12 protein-coding genes are annotated in these 22,474 nt (G+C 36.8%); 5 read left to right on the top strand and 7 right to left on the bottom strand.

Going from position 1 to position 22,474, the window contains the following annotated elements; translation table 11 throughout:
• Positions 1–96: 96 nt before the first annotated feature.
• Genes KEM10_RS07720 through KEM10_RS07715 form a run of 3 tightly spaced genes read left to right on the top strand, consistent with a single transcriptional unit; the run spans position 97 to position 2,389 of the window.
• Positions 97–1,890: a carbamoyltransferase family protein gene (locus tag KEM10_RS07720; RefSeq protein WP_212215411.1), complete on the top strand. Its 1,794-nt coding sequence runs from the start codon at positions 97–99 to the stop codon at positions 1,888–1,890.
• Positions 1,890–2,039: a DUF5989 family protein gene (locus KEM10_RS24960; protein WP_394369430.1), complete on the top strand. Its 150-nt coding sequence runs from the start codon at positions 1,890–1,892 to the stop codon at positions 2,037–2,039. The genes KEM10_RS07720 and KEM10_RS24960 overlap by 1 nt, the downstream gene beginning before the upstream one ends.
• Positions 2,039–2,389: an SxtJ family membrane protein gene (locus KEM10_RS07715; protein ID WP_212215410.1), complete on the top strand. Its 351-nt coding sequence runs from the start codon at positions 2,039–2,041 to the stop codon at positions 2,387–2,389. Before KEM10_RS24960 ends, KEM10_RS07715 begins: the two co-directional genes overlap by 1 nt.
• A 12-nt stretch (positions 2,390–2,401) precedes the next feature.
• On the opposite strand, the gene KEM10_RS07710 is transcribed toward KEM10_RS07715, so the two are convergent.
• From KEM10_RS07710 to KEM10_RS07700, 3 genes are all read right to left on the bottom strand, one after another.
• Positions 2,402–4,183, bottom strand: a complete 1,782-nt coding sequence (locus KEM10_RS07710) for an SGNH/GDSL hydrolase family protein (RefSeq protein ID WP_212215409.1) — start codon at positions 4,181–4,183, stop codon at positions 2,402–2,404.
• 45 nt (positions 4,184–4,228) lie between these two features.
• A complete protein-coding gene (locus KEM10_RS07705) occupies positions 4,229–4,828 on the bottom strand; it encodes a MarC family protein (protein WP_212215408.1) in 600 nt (199 codons plus the stop codon).
• Positions 4,829–4,894: 66 nt separating this feature from the next.
• Positions 4,895–5,662, bottom strand: a complete 768-nt coding sequence (locus KEM10_RS07700; protein ID WP_212215407.1) for a LytR/AlgR family response regulator transcription factor — start codon at positions 5,660–5,662, stop codon at positions 4,895–4,897.
• Between the two features lie 154 nt (positions 5,663–5,816).
• On the opposite strand from KEM10_RS07700, the gene KEM10_RS07695 reads away from it, so the two are divergent.
• Complete coding sequence (locus tag KEM10_RS07695) at positions 5,817–6,188, top strand: MotA/TolQ/ExbB proton channel family protein (protein WP_212215406.1); 372 nt, start codon at positions 5,817–5,819, stop codon at positions 6,186–6,188.
• Positions 6,189–6,275: 87 nt separating this feature from the next.
• Here the strand turns inward: KEM10_RS07695 and KEM10_RS07690 are convergent, their stop codons facing one another.
• The 4 genes from KEM10_RS07690 to KEM10_RS07675 form a co-directional block, all read right to left on the bottom strand.
• Positions 6,276–10,529: a family 43 glycosylhydrolase gene (locus KEM10_RS07690; protein ID WP_212215405.1), complete on the bottom strand. Its 4,254-nt coding sequence runs from the start codon at positions 10,527–10,529 to the stop codon at positions 6,276–6,278.
• 24 nt (positions 10,530–10,553) lie between these two features.
• The gene (locus tag KEM10_RS07685) at positions 10,554–12,854 is read right to left on the bottom strand and encodes an NPCBM/NEW2 domain-containing protein (protein ID WP_212215404.1); all 2,301 of its coding nucleotides are present in this window, start codon (positions 12,852–12,854) and stop codon (positions 10,554–10,556) included.
• 350 nt (positions 12,855–13,204) lie between these two features.
• Positions 13,205–16,042, bottom strand: a complete 2,838-nt coding sequence (locus KEM10_RS07680) for an NPCBM/NEW2 domain-containing protein (protein WP_212215403.1) — start codon at positions 16,040–16,042, stop codon at positions 13,205–13,207.
• A 525-nt stretch (positions 16,043–16,567) separates the two neighbouring features.
• Complete coding sequence (locus KEM10_RS07675) at positions 16,568–18,223, bottom strand: family 43 glycosylhydrolase (protein WP_212215402.1); 1,656 nt, start codon at positions 18,221–18,223, stop codon at positions 16,568–16,570.
• A 222-nt stretch (positions 18,224–18,445) separates the two neighbouring features.
• On the opposite strand from KEM10_RS07675, the gene KEM10_RS07670 reads away from it, so the two are divergent.
• Positions 18,446–22,462, top strand: coding sequence for a hybrid sensor histidine kinase/response regulator transcription factor (locus KEM10_RS07670; RefSeq protein ID WP_212215401.1), 4,017 nt, complete (start codon positions 18,446–18,448; stop codon positions 22,460–22,462).
• The last annotated feature ends 12 nt before the right edge of the window (positions 22,463–22,474 follow it).

The raw sequence follows: 22,474 nt of genomic DNA, 5'->3' as shown, positions 1-22,474 counted from the left end.
CAAGCAATCTTAAAGGAGTCGCTTCAACTCATTTGGAGCGGCTCTTTGTTTTTTGAAGATAGTATCCTTTAGCGGAATATTTATATATTTAGCACAATGAAAATTCTAGGAATATCAGCATACTATCACGATTCAGCGGCAGCTATCATTGAAAATGGGAATGTGTTATTTGCAGCTCAGGAAGAAAGATTTACCCGAGTAAAGAATGATGCCAGTTTTCCTGAGAATGCGATCAAATTCTGCCTTTCAGAGTCGGGGATTGACCTTGGAGATATTGACATCATCTCTTTTTATGAAAAGCCTTTTTTAAAGTTCGAGCGCTTGTTAGAAACCTACTATGCCTATGCACCTTTAGGTTTTAAATCTTTTGCCAAGGCTATTCCGGTGTGGCTAAAAGAAAAGTTGTTTATCAAACAGAATATCAGAAAGAGCTTAAAGTCCATTGGCAATGTTGATAATATTCCAATTTCATTTCCCGAACATCATTTATCGCATGCTGCCAGTTCTTTTTATACTTCGCCATTTAAGAAAAGTGCATTTTTATCAATCGACGGAGTAGGAGAGTGGACAACCACCTCATATGGCATTGCGTGTGGAGAGAAGGGAATTGAAATAATGGGAGAGCTGCATTTTCCAGATTCGCTGGGGCTATTTTATTCTTCATTTACCTATTTTCTGGGTTTTGAAGTAAATAAAGGGGAATATAAAATGATGGGATTGGCTCCCTATAGTAATTCATCATCAGAGAGGGCTCAGCAATTTATTAAAACCATTAAAGATAATTTGGTTGATATAGAATCGGATGGATCTATACAGCTAAATCGAAAATATTTCGAATATCCGGTTGGGTTAAGGATGGTTGATCCCCAAAAGTGGGCAAAACTGTTTGGAATAAAACAACGTCTACCAGAAGAAAAATTGGAGCAGGTACATGCCGATCTCGCATTTGCTGCCCAGTCTGTTTTAGAAGAAATACTGGTTAAAATCATTCGATTTATAAAACAAGAAACAAACGAACAGTATTTGTGTCTTTCAGGAGGTGTGGCCCTGAATTGCGTAGCCAACTCTGTATTATTTAATCAGGATTTGTTTGAAGATATATTTGTACAACCGGCAGCAGGAGATGCGGGAGGTGCTTTAGGGGCTGCATTGGCGGTAGCTCATATTAAGGAGGATAGAATTTTCGATGGATTGCATAAGCCGTTCAATCCTTATTTAGGGTCGAGATGTTCAGATAATGATATAGAAAGATTACTACAAAAACACAAATGCAACTATCGATATTATAGTAGTAATGAAGAATTAACTGAGGCTACGGCGCAGTTAATTGCATCAAAAAAAGTAGTAGGGTGGTTTAGGGGAAGAACAGAGTTTGGTCCACGTGCTTTAGGTAACAGAAGCATACTAGCAGATGCTTCGGATCCGGAAATGCAGTATAAATTAAATATGAAAATCAAGTTCCGGGAAGGTTTCAGGCCTTTTGCACCTGCTGTTTGTGAAGAAGATTTTGATACATATTTTGAGGCGGGTAAGCATTCTTATTATATGTTGTTTACTAATAATGTTAAGCAATCGATTAAAAAAGAATTGCCAGAGGGTTTTCACAGTTTTGGCTTAGACGAAAAACGTAATTTCATCAAGTCTGATTTACCGGCCATTACACATATCGATTATTCAGCCAGAGTTCAGGTAGTAAAAAAAGATATTAATCCTGTTTTTTGGAGTTTAATAAAGTCGTATCAGAAACAAACCGGAATTGGTGTGGTAATCAATACCAGTTTTAACGTTAAAGATGAACCCATTGTAAATACGCCCGAGGAGGCATACGCCTGTTTTATGAAATCTGGTATGGATGCATTAGTTTTGGAGAATTATATAGTGGAGAAATAATGGAGTTTTTAAAAGAGTTATTCTTGTTTTTGAAGGAACGTAAGAAGTGGTGGTTAATGCCATTAATTATCATTTTTCTGATTTTTGGAGCATTAATCTTTTTTACAAGTGGTTCAGCATTAGCACCTTTTATTTATACTTTATTTTAATGAGTAGGGAGAAATCACTTGAAACCATCATTGTGTTAGCATTGGTATCGCTGATTATTAGTTTATGGCGCGATATTCATTGGTTAATCTATGTATCTATTGGATTTTTGGTTGTTGCTTTAGCATCAAAAAAAATAACTAACCTAATTGGTAAAAGTTGGTTTGGTTTCTCGCATTACTTTGGAATAGTAATGAATCATATTATACTCTTTATTATCTTCTTTTTGTTTTTACTACCCTTGTCTCTGCTTCAAAAACTGATGCGTAAAAAGCAAAGCAAAAAAGATACCTCCTATTTCCAAAAACGTAATCATTGGTTTTCTGTAAAGGATATTGAACATCCTTGGTAGGTCTTATAAAGGCTAATTAATCTCGTTCAATAATTTGTTCAGCTTTGTATCATTGATGTTTTTACTTAAAGCTTCTGTAATAACTTTTCTGGCTAGCTCTGTTTGATTATTTTTAATGTAGGCTGATGATAACCTTTGTGCTGAAAGGCTATTGTCTTCAAACTGATGGTATTTTGTGTAGTAATAAATGGCCTGTTTAAGATTATCCTGTTCAATGCATAAATCTCCTGCATATAAATATAAATTCGTCCAGTCTGGAGTTTCCAGTATGTCGGATTGAATAATTCGTAGACACTGTTCGCTATTACCTTGTGATTTATACCATTTGTAAGCCTGCAACATGATATCCTTCCTGGGGCTTTCTTTCCTGAAAAGTTCTCTTGCTTTTACATGTTCAAAGTCTCTATTTTCAGTGGATAAATCAGCGTCCTTAAACCTAGATCCCGCACTGCTTAAATCAAATGGCCATGATTTTTTCAGGTTCTCAACCATAATGGCACCTCGTAATGAGTCAATAGCAGTAATAGGAATATTATTGAACGCTTCATCAGATGAGATATAATGATTCCACGATCCAATAAGTTGTAGGTCTCTCAACTTGTTATAAAAAGCATCGGCCATTACAAAATAACCTTCAACATTTGGATGAACATGCTCTGTTAATAATTCATTACCAACAACATCTTGTTCTGTGTGATTGAGAAACATTTTTTCCATATCAACCATATGGCAATTGTATTTCTTTCCTAATGAAAGAATGATATCATTAATTTTTTCAGGAGCCCGAAAGCGGAGTAAATCTAATTCCTTAGCAAGGTGAAGGTATTTCTTAGCCGAATCCGTATTCGATTTGAGATATTCTCGACCAAGTAAATAAGCTGCTTTTGCATTTTTTTGAGCTAGCTTAACTGTTTCTGGTGTATCTTTTATGATCTCATTTGCAAAAAGATTTGCATTGGAAAGGCTATCGCTGATAAATGGTTTAAGATCTTTCTCGTTACTAACTAGCGTTGAAAGAATGACTGGGATATTGTTTTTGGCATACTTTCTAAGAATTTTTTCAAGATTATCTTCGAATTGATTTAGACCTTTTTTATACAAATTGGAATTGAAAGGTATGCGCTGATGTTTTACCATCTTTTCCATCACAGTGGAATCATCAACCTTTGGCTGCTTCTTTTTACCTGTAAGTTTTACTAGCGTATTTTCTACTAGCTGAAAAATGCGAAGATCTTTAGCGGCCAGATAGGTTCGAACAATTGCCGGGTGACTTCCAAAATTACTACTTGAACCTACCCCCAGCGCTCCGTAATATTCGTTGTGACCGGCATAAATTATAACCACATCGGGTTTTTGTTCAATAATTTCATCCGTAAAATCCAATAAGGTGTATGTGTTAACCGCAGTAATACCGGTATTGATTACCTCAATATTTTTATCAGGAAATGTTTGAGATAGCCTTTGTCTAAGAATGTTTGGGAAGGAACCTCCATGATAAAAAGGAAATCCAACCACGGTTGAAGCTCCTTGAACAAATATACGAAAGGTACTATCCGTTTTTGAAGCTAAAAATACATCTTGTGGATTATCCGAGGAAACAACATTATTTCTGAAATACTTCTTGGTGATATCCTGATTAATAACTAAGTAATCGGATTGTTCTTCGTCTGGAATTGTGCTAAAAACATTATAAGTAACCCCGTAGCCGGATAACCTCAGTCCAATTTCAAAAAGTAATAAAAAGAAAAAAGGCAGTAAAATCGCAATTATTTTGAATTTGGTGTTCTTCTTCACAATTAATTTATTAACAGTTGAATGTATGGATTTTGCGTAGCGTATTTAAAATTGGATGGTTTGAATAAACTGCATCACAATGTTGCCAAAATTAGTTAGAAACAGCTTTACTGCCATAGCTAATAAAATAATGCCGAAGAATTTTTTCAGTATATAAATACCGCCTTCACTAATGATGCGTTCGATGAGTTTTGATGATTTCAATACAATATAAACCACAATAATATTCAGAAAGAGAGCAATAATAATATTGATGGTTTCAAATTCAGCTCGTAACGATAATAGCGTTGTAAACGAACCTGCACCGGCAATTAAAGGAAAAGCAATGGGTACAATAGAGGCACCGGAAGGAGAATCGTGCCTGAAAATTTCAACACCAAAAATCATTTCGAAGGCCATAATAAAAAGGACAATGGAACCCGCTATGGCAAATGATGAAATATCAACGCCAAAAAGCCCGAGCAGCGCTTCGCCAACAAATAAAAAGGCAATAAGAATAGCAAAAGCTACTGAAGTTGCCTGAAAAGCTTTAACCGGACCACTCTTTTTTTGTAGATCAAGAATAATAGGAATAGACCCTAAAATATCAATAACGGCAAAAAGCACAATAAAGGCTGAAATGATTTCAACAAACTTAATTTCCATAGCATTATCAGTTTGCTGCAAAGGTAAATTTTAAAATTATTTGTACAACGATCTCCACTCCATAGCTTAATTGTCTTTTAGTTCTTCGCGAACTGTTTTTTGATAACTACGTCCAATATTTAAAGTGACGTTATCAACGGTTAGTTCGTTGTACGAAACTTCTTTGATGCGCGATTTATTCACAATAAACGACCGATGAATACGCATGAACTGCTCAGGAAGTCTCTCGGCTAATTTGCTTATTTTTTCTTTGCTGGTAACGGTATCTGCTATTGTGTGTACCTTAATGTAATCAGCCATGCTTTCGATGAAAATAATACTATTGTATGGGATCTGGATTGTTTTTCGGTTCGACCTTAGTTGAAGGCTGGCAACCTTATTTTTTTCCTGATCGATTAATAATTTTTGAATTAAGTTTTCTCGTTCTTTAATCTGGCGCGTCATCAATAAAAATGAACCCAGAAATACCAATAGATACATTACTACAGCTAAAAGCAAGGTGTCTGAAGCATTGGGTGGAAGATTTTGATAATTGAAATTTCCCAGGTAAATAAACGCAAACATGATAACAATCGACTGGAGATATAACGAAACCACCATTAGATAAAAACTGTACAGGCCAAACCTCCAATAACTTTTTTTCAGGTAAAAAAGGCTTACCAGTACATAATTGAAAAAATAGGAAGTGCCCAGTGTGATGGGAAGCAACATGCTTACAAAAAAGAACGATGCTATATTGTTACCCCACGAGCGTCCAAAAAATAGGGTGAGAATAAAAATTACAAATATCCAATATAAAATATGGTAGTATGGATTAGATGATTTTTTAAACATATTGATAGTAAAATTTGTGCTAATTTCGGTAAAACTTCAGATATTCCCAGTGTCTGTCGATAAACAACGGCTTTAGAATCGGATACGACCTTGGTATATTTCTGTCTGTCCTTTTTATTTGGTGGTAGTATTAATCACTTAAAAAAGAAGAGAAATGAAAGATTTATTTTTTATGGGTGGACCCCTTTTTATGAGTGTCCTAACCTTATTATTATTAGGTATTGTGGCCTGGATGATTTATCATTACACAGTAGCGAAACATTCAACTGTAGAAAAAAAGTTGCGTTACCTTAAATATGGGAAATCGATAGGATTGTATGCTTTAATAACCGGAATACTGGGACAATTAATTGGTTTTTACGATGCTTTTTCGGCCATTGAAAAAATGGGATCTGTTTCTCCAGCCATGGTTTTTGCAGGTATTAAAGTATCGATGATAACAACACTTTATGGAATGATCATTTACATCATCTCTTTAATTCTTTGGTTTGTTTTAAGCTTGCGTGTTGAAAAGAAGGAAGAATAGGGAAAGAAGTCTGTTGAAGCATTAAAAAAGCGGTTCCGAATCGAAACCGCTTTTAATATTATTCTTCGAAGTGTTTATAGGTTTTAACTACTCCGTTTTCATATGTTTCTTTGATGATGTAGATGTCTTTCTTTCTTTTTTTTTTCTGAACTTTTTACCTGAAAGATCATATGTTTCCTGCGAAACCACTTTGCCTTTAGCTTTGCGTTTACCCGGTTTTACAGTGTCAGTCATACCCGTAGAAAGGTGATCCAATATAACAGGTTCAATTCCTTCACGAGTAGGAACGACTTGTTTGATGGTTCCATCTTCGTTAAATTCCAACTTATCAATACATACTTCACGGTGTACACCCGGGTCGTTATTCAAATAATTGGCATTAATACGGTGGTACACAATGTACCATTCGTCTCTGCCTGGTATCTGAAGCACTGAATTATGAGCGGTTCCATATAGTTCTTTATCGGCATCCTGGATAATTACAATAGGTTCGTCAGCTACTTCAATCGGGCCCATTGGTGATGTGGAAGTGCCATAGGCCACATGGTAATTGGGCGATCCGGTATCATCCACCGACCATAGGAAATAATACAATCCATCGCGATAAAATACATAAATAGCTTCACGGAATGCATAGTCACTTAAAGAACCTCCTTGTGGAGTGATAACAGTAACCGTGCTTTCATCAATCGATGTCATATCATCGTTTAGTTCGGCCACTGCCGCAAATCCATTTCCATAATAGAAATAACTTTTACCCGAAACAGGATCGGTAAATACATCACCATCGATCAACTGACCGCCGATGCCAGCAGGAAGATTCGATAGCATTGGTGAACCTGAATCAATAAACGGACCGGAAGGATCGTTGGCAACCGCTACACCAATCTCTTTTTTACTACCAGCATGGCCACTGTAATAGAAGAAATACTTATATGAACCATCGGCCATTTTCTTTTCTTCGATACAGGGAGCCCATGCATTACCTGTTGCCCAGCTCACCTGATCGGTACTCATATCAATGATAGTTCCTTCGTTGGTCCATTGTACCAGGTCTGGAGATGAGAATACATCAAAGCTGTAACCTCCCCATCCAGGATATCCATCAGTAGTAGGATAGATGTAGAATCGACCCGTTTTTTCGGAATACAAAACATCCGGATCGGCATGAAAATCGGGTAATACAGGGTTGCCTTCAACAGCTACATTAACTGTGTATGTTACTGTGTTCCCATTTTGAGTGAATGAATAAGAAACGCCTCCATGACTGAAATCCTGAGGTCCTTCGGGACTAACCACCGAACCTGGTGAAGCATACAACTCTGGGTTGAAACTACTGATATTTGTTCCATAGTAAACCGCAATATCTATGGTTTTATCAGTTGTGTTGATTTTACATCCGTTGTTTTTAACCTTAATGCTGCGTGCTCCCTCTGGTTCGTTGGATAATGCTTCACTTGGCCATTTAGCAACCAATCTTTCCAACTCTTCCTGAGTAAGTGAGATGGTTGTTCCATGACGAGCATTCATATTGTAGTTATCTTGTTTAAATGTAAAGTTTTGCAAATCGGTTGAAGTACAGAACTGATAATGACCATTGGCATAACAATCGTACATCAAAACCCATTCATCCGAATTGATTAGCTGGAAAACACCAGAACCTTCAACAGCTTTATCAGTTTGTTGCTTAGGAGGCGTTGGTTCGCTCCACTGTGAACTGGGTGCTTTGCCTTCGGCTTCAGTTAACGATTTAGTTGTTACCTGGCTGATTCCACCTAGTGATTCGTTCTTGAAGAACATATAATATAAGTCATCAGCATCATTAAATACAATGTCGCCATCAATAGTAGCGGTACCGCGATCGAAAAGAATTTTGGGTTCACCTTCCAAATCAGTAAAATCTTCGTTGGCATAGCAATAGTAGATTCTATCGTATGGCGCATTTGACTGTCCTGAATATAAAGAGAAGTAAACCATTATTTTGTCCGCTTCGGCATCATAAATAGTCTGAGGAGCCCAAACGCGTAATACATTACCCCACTTTTCAGGCCATTTACCCGGGAAGTGAACGGTTGAATGCGACCAGTTTACCAGGTCATCAGATCGTAATAGTACCATACCGCGGTTACTGCTCCAGCCTTCAGCCGATTTCATGTCGGTAACCACCATATAGAAATATCCGTTTGGACCTCTTAAAATATGTGGATCACGAACCCCACCTTTCAATGAAATGGTATCGGAACTAATAATTTTTTGGCCATTATTTAGCGGTGTGTAATCAATTCCGTTGTTACTTACAGCAAAACGAATTTGTTCACCATCAGTATGGTTACCTGTAAAATATGAGAAAAGGTAAGCAGCACGATCTTCTTTCTCAGCTACATATACTTCAAATGTTTTAGAAACAGATATATCACCTTTAATAACAGTTGCCGTTAAGGTAACTTTCTTTTTACCTTCGCCAATAGGTGATAGTTGAACTACTTTACCTACATTGCTCAAGAACTCCGGTGAATCAGACTCCCAAACAACCATTGAACCTTCGTTGGTTTTGATTGGTAGTTTGATGGCTGTTTTAATGTTATCAATATTGCCAGAAAGGCTAAGGTTCTCGATATCGAAAGCAACACTTTCAGCATTGCTGTATTGTGGCAAAATGGTAACTTCAATTTCTTTTGTGTCCGAAACATTATTGTAACTCAATGTGGCTGTCATCGTTACTTTAACAGCATCAGCTCCTGCAGCAGGGCGGGTTACAACACCAGTGTTACTAACCACATCTGTATTGTTTGATGACCAGGTAACAGATACTCCATTACCAGCTGTTGTAGGTAAAATAAGACTCGATCTTACCTGATCAGCATCAGCTATGGTTAGGCTTTTGATAGCTGCATTTAAAGTGATTAAATCGTTAACATCATTCAATGCAGTTAAGCTCTCGCATAAGGTCCATATGTCTGATTCTTTTAATACTCCCTGATAAATGGTAAAATCATCAAAGTATGTGCTTTTAAGGTAGGCATCACCAGCGTAACACGACCGGCCTAAAAAGTTATAAGCTGTTGCACCTAAATCTTTAGGATTAATTGGCATGCTGCCAGATGTTACTAACTCGCCATTTATATAAATACGGCCACTGTTATATCTCTGGGTGTAAGTGATGTTTATCCACTCTCCCTTTGGAAGCTCTTTGTTGGCTGAAATCGAGGACTCTGATGTCCAGTGAGTTTTAGAGGCAGAATATCGTGTTTGTGAAGCTCTGAAAAACAGGTTTCCATTGGCATCAGAAGCCATATTATCTGAGTTAGCAAAGCACCACACAAAGTTACCGTTGCTCGAGATCTCAACCGAAGATGGAATTAATAAGTTTGTTGAAATTGTAAAACTATCTAAAGTTGATACGATACTTCCAAAATCATTACTTAAATTAAAATAACCATCGTTATCGCCAAGGCTCAAAACAGATCCATCGCCATAGCTGATGATTTCAGCACCGTTCTGCAAAGTGCCGATATAATTACCGTCTGCATCCTGAGTCGACTTAAAATCGAATCTGGCCAGAGTGGTAGTTGGATAAAATTCATTTGAGATACCTGATAACTCTTCAACCTGATCAGTACTCAGCGGGCTATCATACACTCTGAAATCAGCAATTTTAGCATTATTCAAGTAAGCATCACCATTGTAACACGAGCGACCTAAATAGTTATAAGGAGTAGCTCCCAACTCTGAAGGTGTCATCGAAACTTCATTACTCTTTACAAGATTACCATTGATGTAAATCTTGCCTATGCCATTGCGCTGAACATAAACAATGGTTTGCCAGCTTCCTTTACTTATGGCAGATGAATTATTAACACCCGATTCGCTGGTCCAGTTGCTTGGAGTGATAGAATAGTAAGTGTTTTTGGCACTAAAGAAAAGGCATCCTTTTGCATCGTTTGCAATATCGTTGGAGTTAGCAAAAGACCAAACGAAATTTCCATTTCCACTAATATTGGTAGTGCTTGGTATGAATATTTTGGTTGCGATACTAAAATCGTTCAACGATTCAACTGCTTCACCGAATGAAGAACCCAAGTTTACATATCCGTTTGATGTTTTTAAATCAATAACCGATAGACCATCGTATTTAGAAATAGCAGCTCCATTAACCAGGCTTCCATTAAATCCGTTTCCTGATTCATCAATAACAGTGGTACTGCCGTTTGGATCTTGAGAAAGTGCATAATGCACTTTCAGGTTTTGTGCGTTCAACTTAAACAATGTACTTGCTCCAACACTCCAAAAAAGAGTGGCCAGAAAAATACACTTTAAGTTATTTACCATTTTACGGTTCATAAGTATATATAATTATTGTTGTATTTATTTTTTCTTAACAGGTGAAATTCTATATAATCCTACTCCATGAGTCCTGATTTCTGGTGTAAACTCATCACCTCTATAAGTTCCAATGTCTGATTTTTTCCAAACATCTCTGATAGTACAAGGTACTGAAAATCCGAATTTATTTAAATCCAATGTCACCGGAATAGATGAAAGCACAGATGGATCTTCGGTGAATACCATAAACTCAACCGTAGCTCCTTTTTCTACGTTTAAGACTTCATCATCAATGCCGCAAAAAGCTTCAAATTTGGTATACCCTTTAGGTAAATCAAATTCAATGATTGAATATGCGTTTACACCAAAACCATTTTTGTAAGTCTTGCCATTAACTGATAATGGATTTCCATCTAAACTCTTATTTTTTGAAACATTACCCCAGCCTGAAGTAGCTTTCGCCCAATCGAGCTTGGTAAGTGGTAATGATTTGCCTTTTTTATTGATGATGGTTGGATTAATCCAGTCGGCATGATCGAATGTAAGATCATCACCGGCATCGGTCAACACTAAATATAATTTTTTAGCACCTGTAATATCAGCTTCAATTTTTTTACCTTCAGGAAATAATGTACGGCTGATACGTCCTGTGTTGGCAATGGCGTTATTTACTTCCACTTCGCGAGGTGTTGGATCTTCCGTGGCAATCATAAACTCTACAGTTGCACCACCAGTTTGATTAGTTCCACCTAAATCCAGGCCGGCAAATGTTTTAAACCGAACACTGTTTTCAGGTAGTTTAAATAAAACAATTGATTGAGAATGCGTACCAATTCCTTTCTCGTATTCGGTACCTTTGACATTAAGTTTACCACCGGAGATACTTTTATTTTTGCTTACATTACCCCAGCCTGAAGTTGCATATTCCCAGTTTAAATCGGTTAGTTCAACGGTGCTCCCATCAGCTAATTCAACCGTTGGGTTAATCCAGTTAGCGTGGTCGCAGGCATGACCATCACCACCATCGTTGACAATTAGAAATAATTGATCTGCTCCTTCAGGAAGTTCAATGTCAATATCTTCACCAAAGCCATCGGTTAAGCGCGAAACGGTACCACTTCGATATAATAGGTTCTGGGTTTTAACAAAGCCATCGCCACCATTATTAAACAAAGCAACAAATAAATCACCATTAGCAGGATCTTCCGCTGTCCATGTGATAATACCACCTTCGTTCGACCATTCTTGATTTTTGTGAGAGTGCTGATTGATGTATAACATCTCATCATTGGTTATTAAGTCTAAGGTGAATTGATCATTATCAGGCATGTTGCCTCCAAACATTAACGGAGATTTAAACATGGCCCATAAACTCATTAAGGTATATTGTTCATCTTTGGTAAAATTGGTGTAGCGATCGTGAGCCCTTTCTCCACGAATAAATTTACCTAAAGGTAGCATATCGGCATCTGGAAAAGCACCGGGCGTGATATAAGGTGCCCAATCGGCACAAACACCAAAAGAGTAGTTTAACTGTGCCCAGTTATCCCAAAAGTCATCAATGGTACGCCAAAGGTTGGCATGTGTTCGGGCATGGTCGTGCTCTGACAAAGGAGTTGCACCCGGCGACATGCTTAGTACCATCGGACGACCTGTTTGATCAATTCCTTTGCGTATCATTTCAATTTCTTTGTCATGATAAGGGCGGGAAAGGTCATCAATTTTAATGTAATCAACTCCCCACTCAGCATATAAATCAAAGATTGAATTGTAATAGTACTGAGCTCCGGGTTTATCTGATTCAATAGTGTAATTATCCTGTAACCAGGTGCATTCATAGGCAGTTGAATAAATATCAGATGCTTTGTAAGAACTTCCTTTTATGGGCATGTTGTTGAAAACAGCCTCCTTTGGTACGCCACGCATAATATGAATTCCGAACTTTAATCCCAGGCTATGCACATAATCAGCTAATGGTTTAAAACCTGCACCATTCGCAGCCGAAGGAAATCGAGTAGGTGATGGCATATAGCGCCCGTATTCATCAATGATAAAGTCTGATTTATCGTATGCATTATAATGACCGGTTGTTTGATTATCGACGTACCAGCGAATGTCAACCACAATATATTCCCAACCTGATTCTTTCAGGTTAGCAGCCATGTAATCGGCATTGGCTTTTACTTCATCTTCAACTACCGAAGGACCAAAACAGTCCCAGCTATTCCATCCCATTGGAGGTGTGAGCGCCCATTTATGAAAAGGTAATTCATTTGTGGTTTGAGCTATTACTCCCTGTAGCAATGCTAAAAGGGAAACAAAAATTACAAATCTGGATTTCATGACCTTGATATTTTCTTTTTAAATAGTTGTTATACTGAAATTTCTCAGGGCAGCTCATAAGTTTTGTGACAAAGAATTAATATGAGCTTTTCTTCTATATTTAATAACTAAATCAAATTACTGATTTTTCTTTAGCACATGATAGCAAAGCTACGGTGAAATAGATTTATATTTTTTCAATAATTCGGCAAATAGTGATTTGAAACTTGTCAAAATTATACGTTGATTGTGTTCGTTTTGTAAAAGTTTATGGTGATATGTGGTTAATGGGTTGTGGATGAGGTTTTAATAATGAAAAAAGGTTGTGCCAGAAACATGGCACAACCTTAAAATTTACTATTTAAAGCCGATTATATAGCAGTTTTAAGAACATAAACTCTTAAATCAGTCGTGACACGAAATAGGTAAATACCATTTTTTAGGAGAACCTGCTCTTTGTCTGAACTGGCAATAAAGGATTGGATTAGTTTTCCGTTTAAGCTATAAATTGAAACAGCATCTCCACTACTTGTTCCACAAAGATATCTGGCTCCACCTTCATTACTTATATAAATTGTATCCTCGTCATTGGTGTTATCATCAATGGCAGTTGAATTATCAACTACAGTTACCGTTATTTGATTCGATTCTTTAGTGTTAAAAACGGCATCGCCACTATAGCTGGCTTTAAAAGTATAGTTGCCGGGTTTTAAATCTGATGTCTCAAATTGAACCACTCCGTTTTCTGATAGTTCGATGCAAGCGGCAATTGAATCACCTTGATAAATTTGTACCCAACCAGTAGGAATGTCATTTGTCTGGCCGGTATTTGAAATGCTACCAGTAAAAGTGATCGAACTTCCAGATTGAATCTCACTTTCAGTTGCTGATAAACTAACACTTATATCGTTACTTCTGTCAGTTGCCGAGATGCGGTACAAGCCAACTCCATGCGTTCTGATTTCAGGAATAAATTCATCACCGGAAAACGCACCAACATCTGATTTCCCCCAAATATCTCTAACTATACAAGCCCCTGAATAACCAAATTCATTTAAATCGAGAGTAACAGGAATGGATGAAAGGATGGACGGATCTTGCGTAAATACCATAAATTCAACAGTTACTCCCTCGGGTGCATTCTTAACCTCGTCATCAACTCCGCAAAAAGCTTCAAAGCTTACATATCCCTCCGGCAGATTAAATTCTATTATTGAATAAGCGTTTACACCAAATCCTTTATCATATGTTACACCATTAACAGTTAAAGGATTTCCATCCAGACTGGTGTTTTTTGCCACACTGGCCCAACCGCTTGTTGCACTTACCCAATCGAGATCAGTTAATAACAGAGTTTCGCCATTTTCTTTTATGATGGTTGGATTAATCCAATCGGCGTGGTCGTAATTAAAATTGTCCCCGGCATCGGTCACCACAAGGTACAATTTTTCAGCACCTGTTATATCGGCTTCAATGTTTTTTCCTTCAGGAGTTAATGTGCGACTCATGCGACCGGTATTGGCAATGGCATTATTAACTTCTACTTCGCGAGGTGTGGGATCTTCATTGGCAATCATAAATTCTACAGTGGCTCCTCCTGTTTGACTGGTTCCGCCAATGTCAAGACCTGCAAAAGCCTGAAAACGAACTGTATTTTCCGGGATGCCGAATAATATAATTGATTGAGCATGAGTTCCAATTCCGGTATCGTACTCTGTGCCTTTTATATTTAAATTGCCACCAGAAATACTTTTGTTTTTAGTTATAGTTCCCCATCCTGCAGATGCAAATTCCCAATCCAAATCGGTTAAGGCAACAATGCTACCATCAGATAACTCAACAATAGGATCTATCCAATCAGCATGATCACAGGCGTATCCATCACCGCCATCGTTGACAATTAAATAGAGTTGGTCCGACCCTTCAGGTATACTAATGTCAATATCAACCCCAAAGCCATCTGTTAATCGTGAAACAGTGCCACTTCGGTATAAAAGATTTTGGGTTCTTACAAATCCATCGCCACCGTTGTTGAACAAAGAAACAAATAAATCACCATTAGCAGGATCTTCCGCTGTCCAGGTGATAATACCATTTTCGTTTGACCATTCCTGATTATTACGCGAATGCTGATTGATATACAGCATTTCTTCGTTGGTGATCAAGTCTAATGTGAATTGATCGTTATCAGGCATATTGCCGCCAAACATCAATGGTGATTTAAACATGGCCCATAAACTCATTAAGGTGTATTGTTCATCTTCGGTGAAGTTCGTATATCGGTTGCTGGCTCTTTCACCTCTAATAAATTTACCTAATGGAAGCATGTCGGCATCGGGGTAGGCACCCGGTGTGATGTAAGGAGCCCAATCGGCACAAACACCAAATGAGTAGTTCAACTGTGCCCAGTTATCCCAAAAATCATCTATAGTGCGCCAAAGGTTGGCATGTGTACGGGCATGGTCATGTTCTGTGAGCGGAGTAGCTCCGGGCGACATGCTTAATACCATTGCACGGCCTGTTTGATCAATACCTTTGCGTATCATTTCTATTTCATTGCTGTGATAGGGGCGTGAGAGGTCATCAATTTTAATATAATCAACACCCCACTCGGCATACAAATCAAAGATTGAATTGTAGTATTCCTGGGCTCCTGGTTTACTTGCATCTATGGTGTAATTATCCTGTAGCCAGGTACACTCATAAGCTGTTGAGTAAATATCGGATGCCTTATATGATGTTCCTTTAATGGGCATATTGTTGGAAACGGCTTCTTTTGGAACTCCCCGCATTATATGAATCCCGAACTTTAATCCCAGGCTATGTATATAATCAGCTAAAGGTTTAAACCCGGCACCGTCTGCGGCTGAAGGGAATCGGGTTGGTGAAGGCATATAGCGCCCGTATTCATCAATGATAAAGTCTGATTGATCATACGCATTGTAATGTCCGGTTGTTTGATTATCAACATACCAGCGAATATCAACCACTATGTATTCCCAACCTGTTTCTTTAAGATTAGCAGCCATATAGTCGGCATTGGCTTTTACTTCATCTTCAACAACAGATGGACCAAAACAGTCCCAGCTATTCCAACCCATTGGAGGCGTAAGAGCCCATTTATGAAAGGGTAATTCATTTCCATCTTGAGCCAAAAGCCCATGACAGACAAATAATAAAGTGATAAATGATAATAATTTTGTTTTCATAGACTTGGATTTTTTGAATTATAAAGATTCTAGTGTTTGAATAGATTTTATTTTTGATTTGTTATACCATTTTAATTCAAGCTTGCTGAAAAGAAATTATCAGACTCATGATTAAAAAGCTGATTCTATAGGTTCTATTTATATAGTCAGGTTTAGTGTGTTGTAGATGATTGATTAATACAATATTATAAAATTAATAATGTATTTTGGAGAAAGTAATTATGTTATTAATAGTATGAAAATACTATGCAATGCATAGCTAATGTGGTTTATAAGGTATTTGAGTTGAGGTAGATATTGAACATATGTGTATGTTATATAATAATATGTTCGAGAAATTGTTTATGCTCAAGCTTAATTTGAACGGAATCAGCTCAATTTCAAGCAGTAGGTTCTATGAGTAACTGCTGTAACTTGTCAAAAACAAAAGGTTTTAAGGCAAGGGTAGCTTCTTTCGATTGTTTACTGCACTTTTAAAATATTTAATTAAAAGTGCAGTAAATCAAATAATATTAAATATAGTGGTTATTCCACTTTACTAACGCCTTCCGACGTCATTTGAATTTTTTTAATGGTATGGTCGGTGTTGTAAAACAAATAATCAATACAAACCGATCGAAGGTAACTACCACCGTTGTATAATCCACCGTTATGGTATACAAAATACCAATTGTTTTTGAATTCAACAATGGCTTGATGGTTGGTGTTACAGTTTCCTGCCAATTCATTTAAAATACCTTTGTATTCCCATGGACCATTGATGTCTTTACTCATTGCATAGCATGTTTTTTCAGGCCACAATGAAGCGTATGATAAGTAATACCAATCACCTCTTTTGTGAATCCATGGAGCTTCGGTGAAATTAGGTAATGTAACAGGCATAATCTCACTATCCAATTCAATCATATTATCCTTTAATTTTGCATAGTAACATTGTGTATTACCCCAGAAAATATAAGCCTGACCATCATCATCAATCCAAACTGTTGGATCAATGTCGTCCCACGAGATGCCTGTATATTCGGTAGTCATATCATTTGTGATTAATGCACTCCCGCGGGCATCTACAAAAGGACCAGTTGGTGAATCGGATACTGCAACACCAATTGATTTACCATGTATCGAAGCATGTTCGGTAGAGATATACCAGTAAAATTTGCCGTTGCGTTCAATCACCTGTGCTGCCCAAGCAGTATTTCCTTTTGCCCAGGAAAAATCACTAACCGATAAGGGTACAGCATGTTCTTCCCATGTTTCTAAATCTTTGGATGAGAAAACCACCCAGTTTGGCATATTATAGTACGAACCGTCACCAACATCCTGACCTGCATAAATATAAAATGTATCGTCATAAACAAAAGCAGCCGGATCAGCAGTGTGCTTGTGAGAAAATAAAGGATTACCGTTCGTTACATGCTGAACCGGTTTTAATAAATAATCGGCATAGGCATTGTTCATAACTTCTAAATCAGCATGAAGTGGAGCAATCTCATTTTCAGAAAGAGCTTTTTTGTATATTCTAAAATCAGAAATCAGACCTTTGAAATAGGCATCAGCGCCATAAGGAGATCGTCCAATAAAATTAAATAAGGTTTTGCCCAGGTCCTTCGGATTAATTGTAATTTCTCCATCTGCTATCACTGCTCCATCTACATATATTTTGGCAGTATTTCCGGTTTGAGTGTAAACCACATGCTTCCAAATCTTTTTTTGTAACGGCGAATTAACACTGATTCCAGATTCAGCTCTGTAATCTGTTTTGCTTATAGAAAAACCCTGTGTTCGGGCAGAAAAAAACATACAACCATTCTGGTCTTTCATAATATCGTTGCTATTTGAAAACGACCAGATGAAATGTCCATTGTCATTAAGGTTGGCCTCAGCATTAATACATACGTACGACGATATTGAAAAATCTTTTAACGAATTAATTAAAGTACCCACTTTTTCACCCATATCAACATAGCCGTTTGAGTAACCCAAATTAAGTATGGAAAAATCACCCATCTGATCGATGTATGCATGATTTTTTAATTCGCCATTATAGCCATTTCCGGTATCATCTTTTATGATTTCATCAGCATTAGAAGAATAAAAAGTATAACGAAGTACCAGGTTTTTATCCTTCGCATGTACAGTAATGCTGCAGATTACCAGTAAAAAAGCAATGATTTGTTTCATTTTTATTATTGTTTTTAGCTTTAATTAGTGATTGATGATTACAAGTTTGAGCTGGTTTTAACACATGATTGGTTCATTAACGATTACAAATTTATATTCATTAATGTCATTACTTTTTCATTTATTCGGCAAAACATAAACAGAAATTCAGCAAGAGTATTTATAGATGCGAGATTCATTTTTTTTAATATTATTTTTAAGTAAATATTGAATTAGGGTGAAATGAGGATTCCAATAAAAATTTGTTTGTTGATTGTAGGAATGAGTCTTTTTTATGGCTCAGCAAAAGCATACGATATCAAAAAGATTGGTATTAAGGACGGGCTGTCGAACAATAATGTAATGAGCATTACTCAGGATAATGATGGGATATTGTGGATCGCTACCAAAGATGGATTAAATCGTTATGACGGACATTCATTTAAGGTGTTCCGAAAAAATGGGGATAATTCACCAGCAAGTAACATCTTTAACGTTGTGTTTGCCGATAAAAAGGATGATGTAATTTGGATAGCAACCGAAAAAAATGGATTGGATGCCTATAATTACCGAACTCATGAATTTACCCATTATACCCATGACTACAGTGGTCAGAAGAATAGTTTAGCAGCTGATGGTATTACAGATATAACATGTGATAGCATTGGTAATTTGTGGTTAGCAACCTATCAGTACGGTTTAGATTATTTTGACAAAAAAACAGGGGTGTTTACTCATTATAATCAGTCGAATATAAAAGGTTTGCCATCCAATTACAATTGGTGTGTAATGTATGAAAGTGATGAAAGTGTTTATGTGGGACATGTTAATGATGGAATGAGTATTATTAACCTGAAAACCCAATCGGCTGTCAATTTTAAACATGATGCTGATAATCCTAATTCTTTACCAGATAATACGGTCACAAATATATTTAAGGATTCTCAAGGCAATATTTGGGTAGGCACACGCAGTGGGCTGGTACTTTTTGATCCTTTGACCAATTCAATGACTGTTTTTAAGCATGATGCCCAAAGAAAAGGTTCTATCTCCCATAATTTTATTCAGAGCATTATCGAAACCAAAGACTCAGTTTTATGGGTTGGTACAGAAGGAGGAGGAGTTAATATTGTTGATTTAAAGCAATTCGAAGATCCTAAGGATATTCAATTTGAAAGCATCGGATCTTCCGATACAGAAGATGGTTTATCAAGCTTATCGGTTCAAACTATATTTCAGGATGCACATGGAAACATGTGGTTGGGTGGTTTTGTCGGAGGCATTAATCTAATTCCGGTTAAAGAATCCTTCTTTAAAAAATTGAGCTTTTTACCCATTATTGGCAATACTAATAGTTTGAATAATCAAATCGTATTTGGTTTTGCAGAGGGGAGTCAGTCAAATATTTGGATTGCTAATGGTGACGGCGGTGTTTGCGTATATAACGGAAAAGAGAAAGTCAGAGATATAACCTCTGTTAATAATAAACCATTATTAGCGCAAAGTATCTTTAAAGATAGCAACAATGACTTTTGGATTGGAACGGTAAATGGTATTATTTATAAGTTTGAGCCGGATCACAATCGTTTTTCAATCTTAAATAGTTTCCCGCAGGTTAAAAATGTGCCTATTTACAATTTCTACGAAGACTCAAAAAAGAATTTGTGGATAAGTACTGATGTCGGTTTATTAAAATACAATATTAAAACGGAGAAACATTTCGTATACACCACCCAAAACTCGGCGTTAACCGATAATATCATTCGATCGGTGGTTGAAGATGCCAATGGTGATTTATGGGTGGGCACCGCAGTAGGAGGTCTGTGTGTATTTGATGCTCACTTTCAGTTACGATATAATTTCGGGCAGCAGTATGACTTTTATAATGTCAACCATTTATATCGTGACTCTAAAGATAGAATTTGGGTAGGTAGTCAGAATGATTTATTCTACTTCGAAGATTATACCTTAACCAAGCGAATAGGCCTTGAAGATGGTATGGCCGAGACCGATGTAAGAGCTATAGCTGAGGGCAATAGTGATCATGAAATTTGGTTTAGTACCCTAAATGGAATTAGTCATTATAATATTCAAAGCAATCAGATTGTTAATTTCAATATGGGCGATGGTATTTCTACCGGTGACTATATTAATGGGGTCTGTTATAAATCAAAAGATGGAACAATCTATTTTGGTACTCAAAATGGAGCAACCTTCTTCAATCAAAATCTTGATTTAGGATACAGTGATTTGCCCAACGTGATGATTACAAGTTTTGAGGTTCCTTCAAAAGCCAATGAAACGTTTACTGAGTTTGTTGATTTTCCTTTTAATGATAATGTTAATCTCAATTACAATGAAAACTCATTCAGGATCAGTTTTAATGTAGCAGACTTTTCTTTGACAGATAAGGTCGATTATATGTTTCAAATGGTTGGACTCGATAATAATTGGTACTTAATGAAGGAAGAAAATACCGTTACTTTTCGAAACCTCAATCCGGGAAGTTACCAGTTTAATCTTAAGGTTAGGCTTCATAACAAAGAATGGACGGATGAAATAAAGATGATGTCTATAAGTATTGAACCGCCCTACTGGCAGACATGGCAGGCTAAAATACTCTATCTTGTTTTGTTTGTGTTAGGCTCATGGTTTATATTAAGATTTTATAAAAATAAAGTAGATGTAGAAAATGCATTGGTATTAGAAAAGAGTATTCGGCAGAGGGAACATGATTTGAATGAAGAAAAAATCAAGTTCTTCACCAATATTGCACATGAGTTACGCACTCCAATGACTTTGCTTATTGGTCCGCTCGAAGATTTGGTCGCTGAACAATCTCTTTCTGAATCCTTAACCAAAAAAATAAACTCGATGCATCGGGTGGCTAATCGATTGCTTCAGCTTATAAACCAGGTTCTTGAGTTTAGAAGAACGGAATCAAAAAAACGAGAATTAGCTGTTGTCAAAGGAGATTTAGGTCAGTTTATATATGAAACGGGACTAAAATATAAAGAGCTTAATCAGAATAAGAGAGTGGAGTTTGAAATAGAACTTCCTAAGGAAAATAAAGAAATATTGTATGATCCGGAAGTGGTAGGAATCATACTTGATAATCTTCTGTCGAATGCATTTAAATACACATTAGAAGGATGTGTTTGCATGAAAATGAAACAGTTTGAAGAATATGACATAGCTTATACTGAAATAGAGGTGTCAGATACGGGTTATGGCATTTCAGAAGATAATCTTACTAATATTTTTGAGCGTTACTATCAGGCAAAAGATACTAAGCATGCGATAAGTGGAACAGGAATTGGTTTAGCCTTAGTAAAAAATCTGGTTGAGTTGCATCAGGCAGAAATTTATGTGAAAAGTGAGTTAGATAAAGGAACCACTTTTACGGTTCGTTTCTTAACTAACAATAGTTATCCGGGGGTAAAACTTCTTACGACTCATACGGAACAGTTGGAGGACGAAGAGGTATTGGGCAATAAAGATGTGATTCTGGTAGTTGATGACAATCAGGATATAACAGAGTATATCTATGATAGTTTATCGGATGTGTACCAGGTTTACACGGCTAATAACGGACTTAAAGGATATGAAGTGGCTTGCGAAAAAGTACCTGATATTATTATCAGTGATATAATGATGCCGGTTATGGATGGGATAGAGATGTGTAAAAAAATGAAACAGGATATTCGCACCAGTCATATACCGGTAATTTTACTAACAGCAAAAGATACCTTACAAGATAAAAGTGAAGGGTATGATGCCGGCGCTGATTCGTATCTTACCAAGCCATTTAGCAGTAGTCTGTTAAAGAGTCGTTTGCGAAATATTTTAGAAACCCGCAAAAAACTATCTGATTCGTATACTAATAAGATTGAAGATAAGCAAAAACTGTTTAAAGAGGCAACCAATAAATTAGATAAAGACTTTTTGGAGAAGCTGGATATGATTATTGAGGAAAACCTCGAAGACGAGGAAATGAATATCTCTCAAATAGCCCAGCACATGAATATGAGCCATTCAACGCTGTATCGTAAAATTAAGGCATTAACTGATATGACAGCGAATGAATACATTCGTAAGATTCGAATGAGGGTGGCAGAACAATTAATTCTTAGCGGTAAGTATACAATATCAGAGGTGATGTACCGAATAGGTATTAACAGTACAGGTTATTTCAGGCAGTGTTTTAAAGATGAATTTGGCATCAGTCCTTCAGATTATTTAAAAAAGCTGAAGGAGTAAAAAATAAAAAAG

It is taken from the genome of Carboxylicivirga linearis, from assembly GCF_018271995.1.
Lineage (GTDB): Bacteria > Bacteroidota > Bacteroidia > Bacteroidales > Marinilabiliaceae > Carboxylicivirga > Carboxylicivirga linearis.
Note: the sequence above shows the minus strand (reverse complement) of the source record. Positions and strands in the feature narration are given on the sequence as shown.

Excerpts from the sequence above, each read along its gene's own strand:
- KEM10_RS07720 (WP_212215411.1), top strand. The coding sequence starts at position 97 with ATGAAAATTCTAGGAATATCAGCATACTATCACGATTCAGCGGCAGCT.
- KEM10_RS24960 (WP_394369430.1), top strand. The coding sequence starts at position 1,890 with ATGGAGTTTTTAAAAGAGTTATTCTTGTTTTTGAAGGAACGTAAGAAG.
- KEM10_RS07715 (WP_212215410.1), top strand. The coding sequence starts at position 2,039 with ATGAGTAGGGAGAAATCACTTGAAACCATCATTGTGTTAGCATTGGTA.
- KEM10_RS07705 (WP_212215408.1), bottom strand. The coding sequence starts at position 4,828 with ATGGAAATTAAGTTTGTTGAAATCATTTCAGCCTTTATTGTGCTTTTT.
- KEM10_RS07700 (WP_212215407.1), bottom strand. The coding sequence starts at position 5,662 with ATGTTTAAAAAATCATCTAATCCATACTACCATATTTTATATTGGATA.
- KEM10_RS07695 (WP_212215406.1), top strand. The coding sequence starts at position 5,817 with ATGAAAGATTTATTTTTTATGGGTGGACCCCTTTTTATGAGTGTCCTA.
- KEM10_RS07690 (WP_212215405.1), bottom strand. The coding sequence starts at position 10,529 with ATGAACCGTAAAATGGTAAATAACTTAAAGTGTATTTTTCTGGCCACT.
- KEM10_RS07685 (WP_212215404.1), bottom strand. The coding sequence starts at position 12,854 with ATGAAATCCAGATTTGTAATTTTTGTTTCCCTTTTAGCATTGCTACAG.
- KEM10_RS07680 (WP_212215403.1), bottom strand. The coding sequence starts at position 16,042 with ATGAAAACAAAATTATTATCATTTATCACTTTATTATTTGTCTGTCAT.
- KEM10_RS07675 (WP_212215402.1), bottom strand. The coding sequence starts at position 18,223 with ATGAAACAAATCATTGCTTTTTTACTGGTAATCTGCAGCATTACTGTA.
- KEM10_RS07670 (WP_212215401.1), top strand. The coding sequence starts at position 18,446 with ATGAGGATTCCAATAAAAATTTGTTTGTTGATTGTAGGAATGAGTCTT.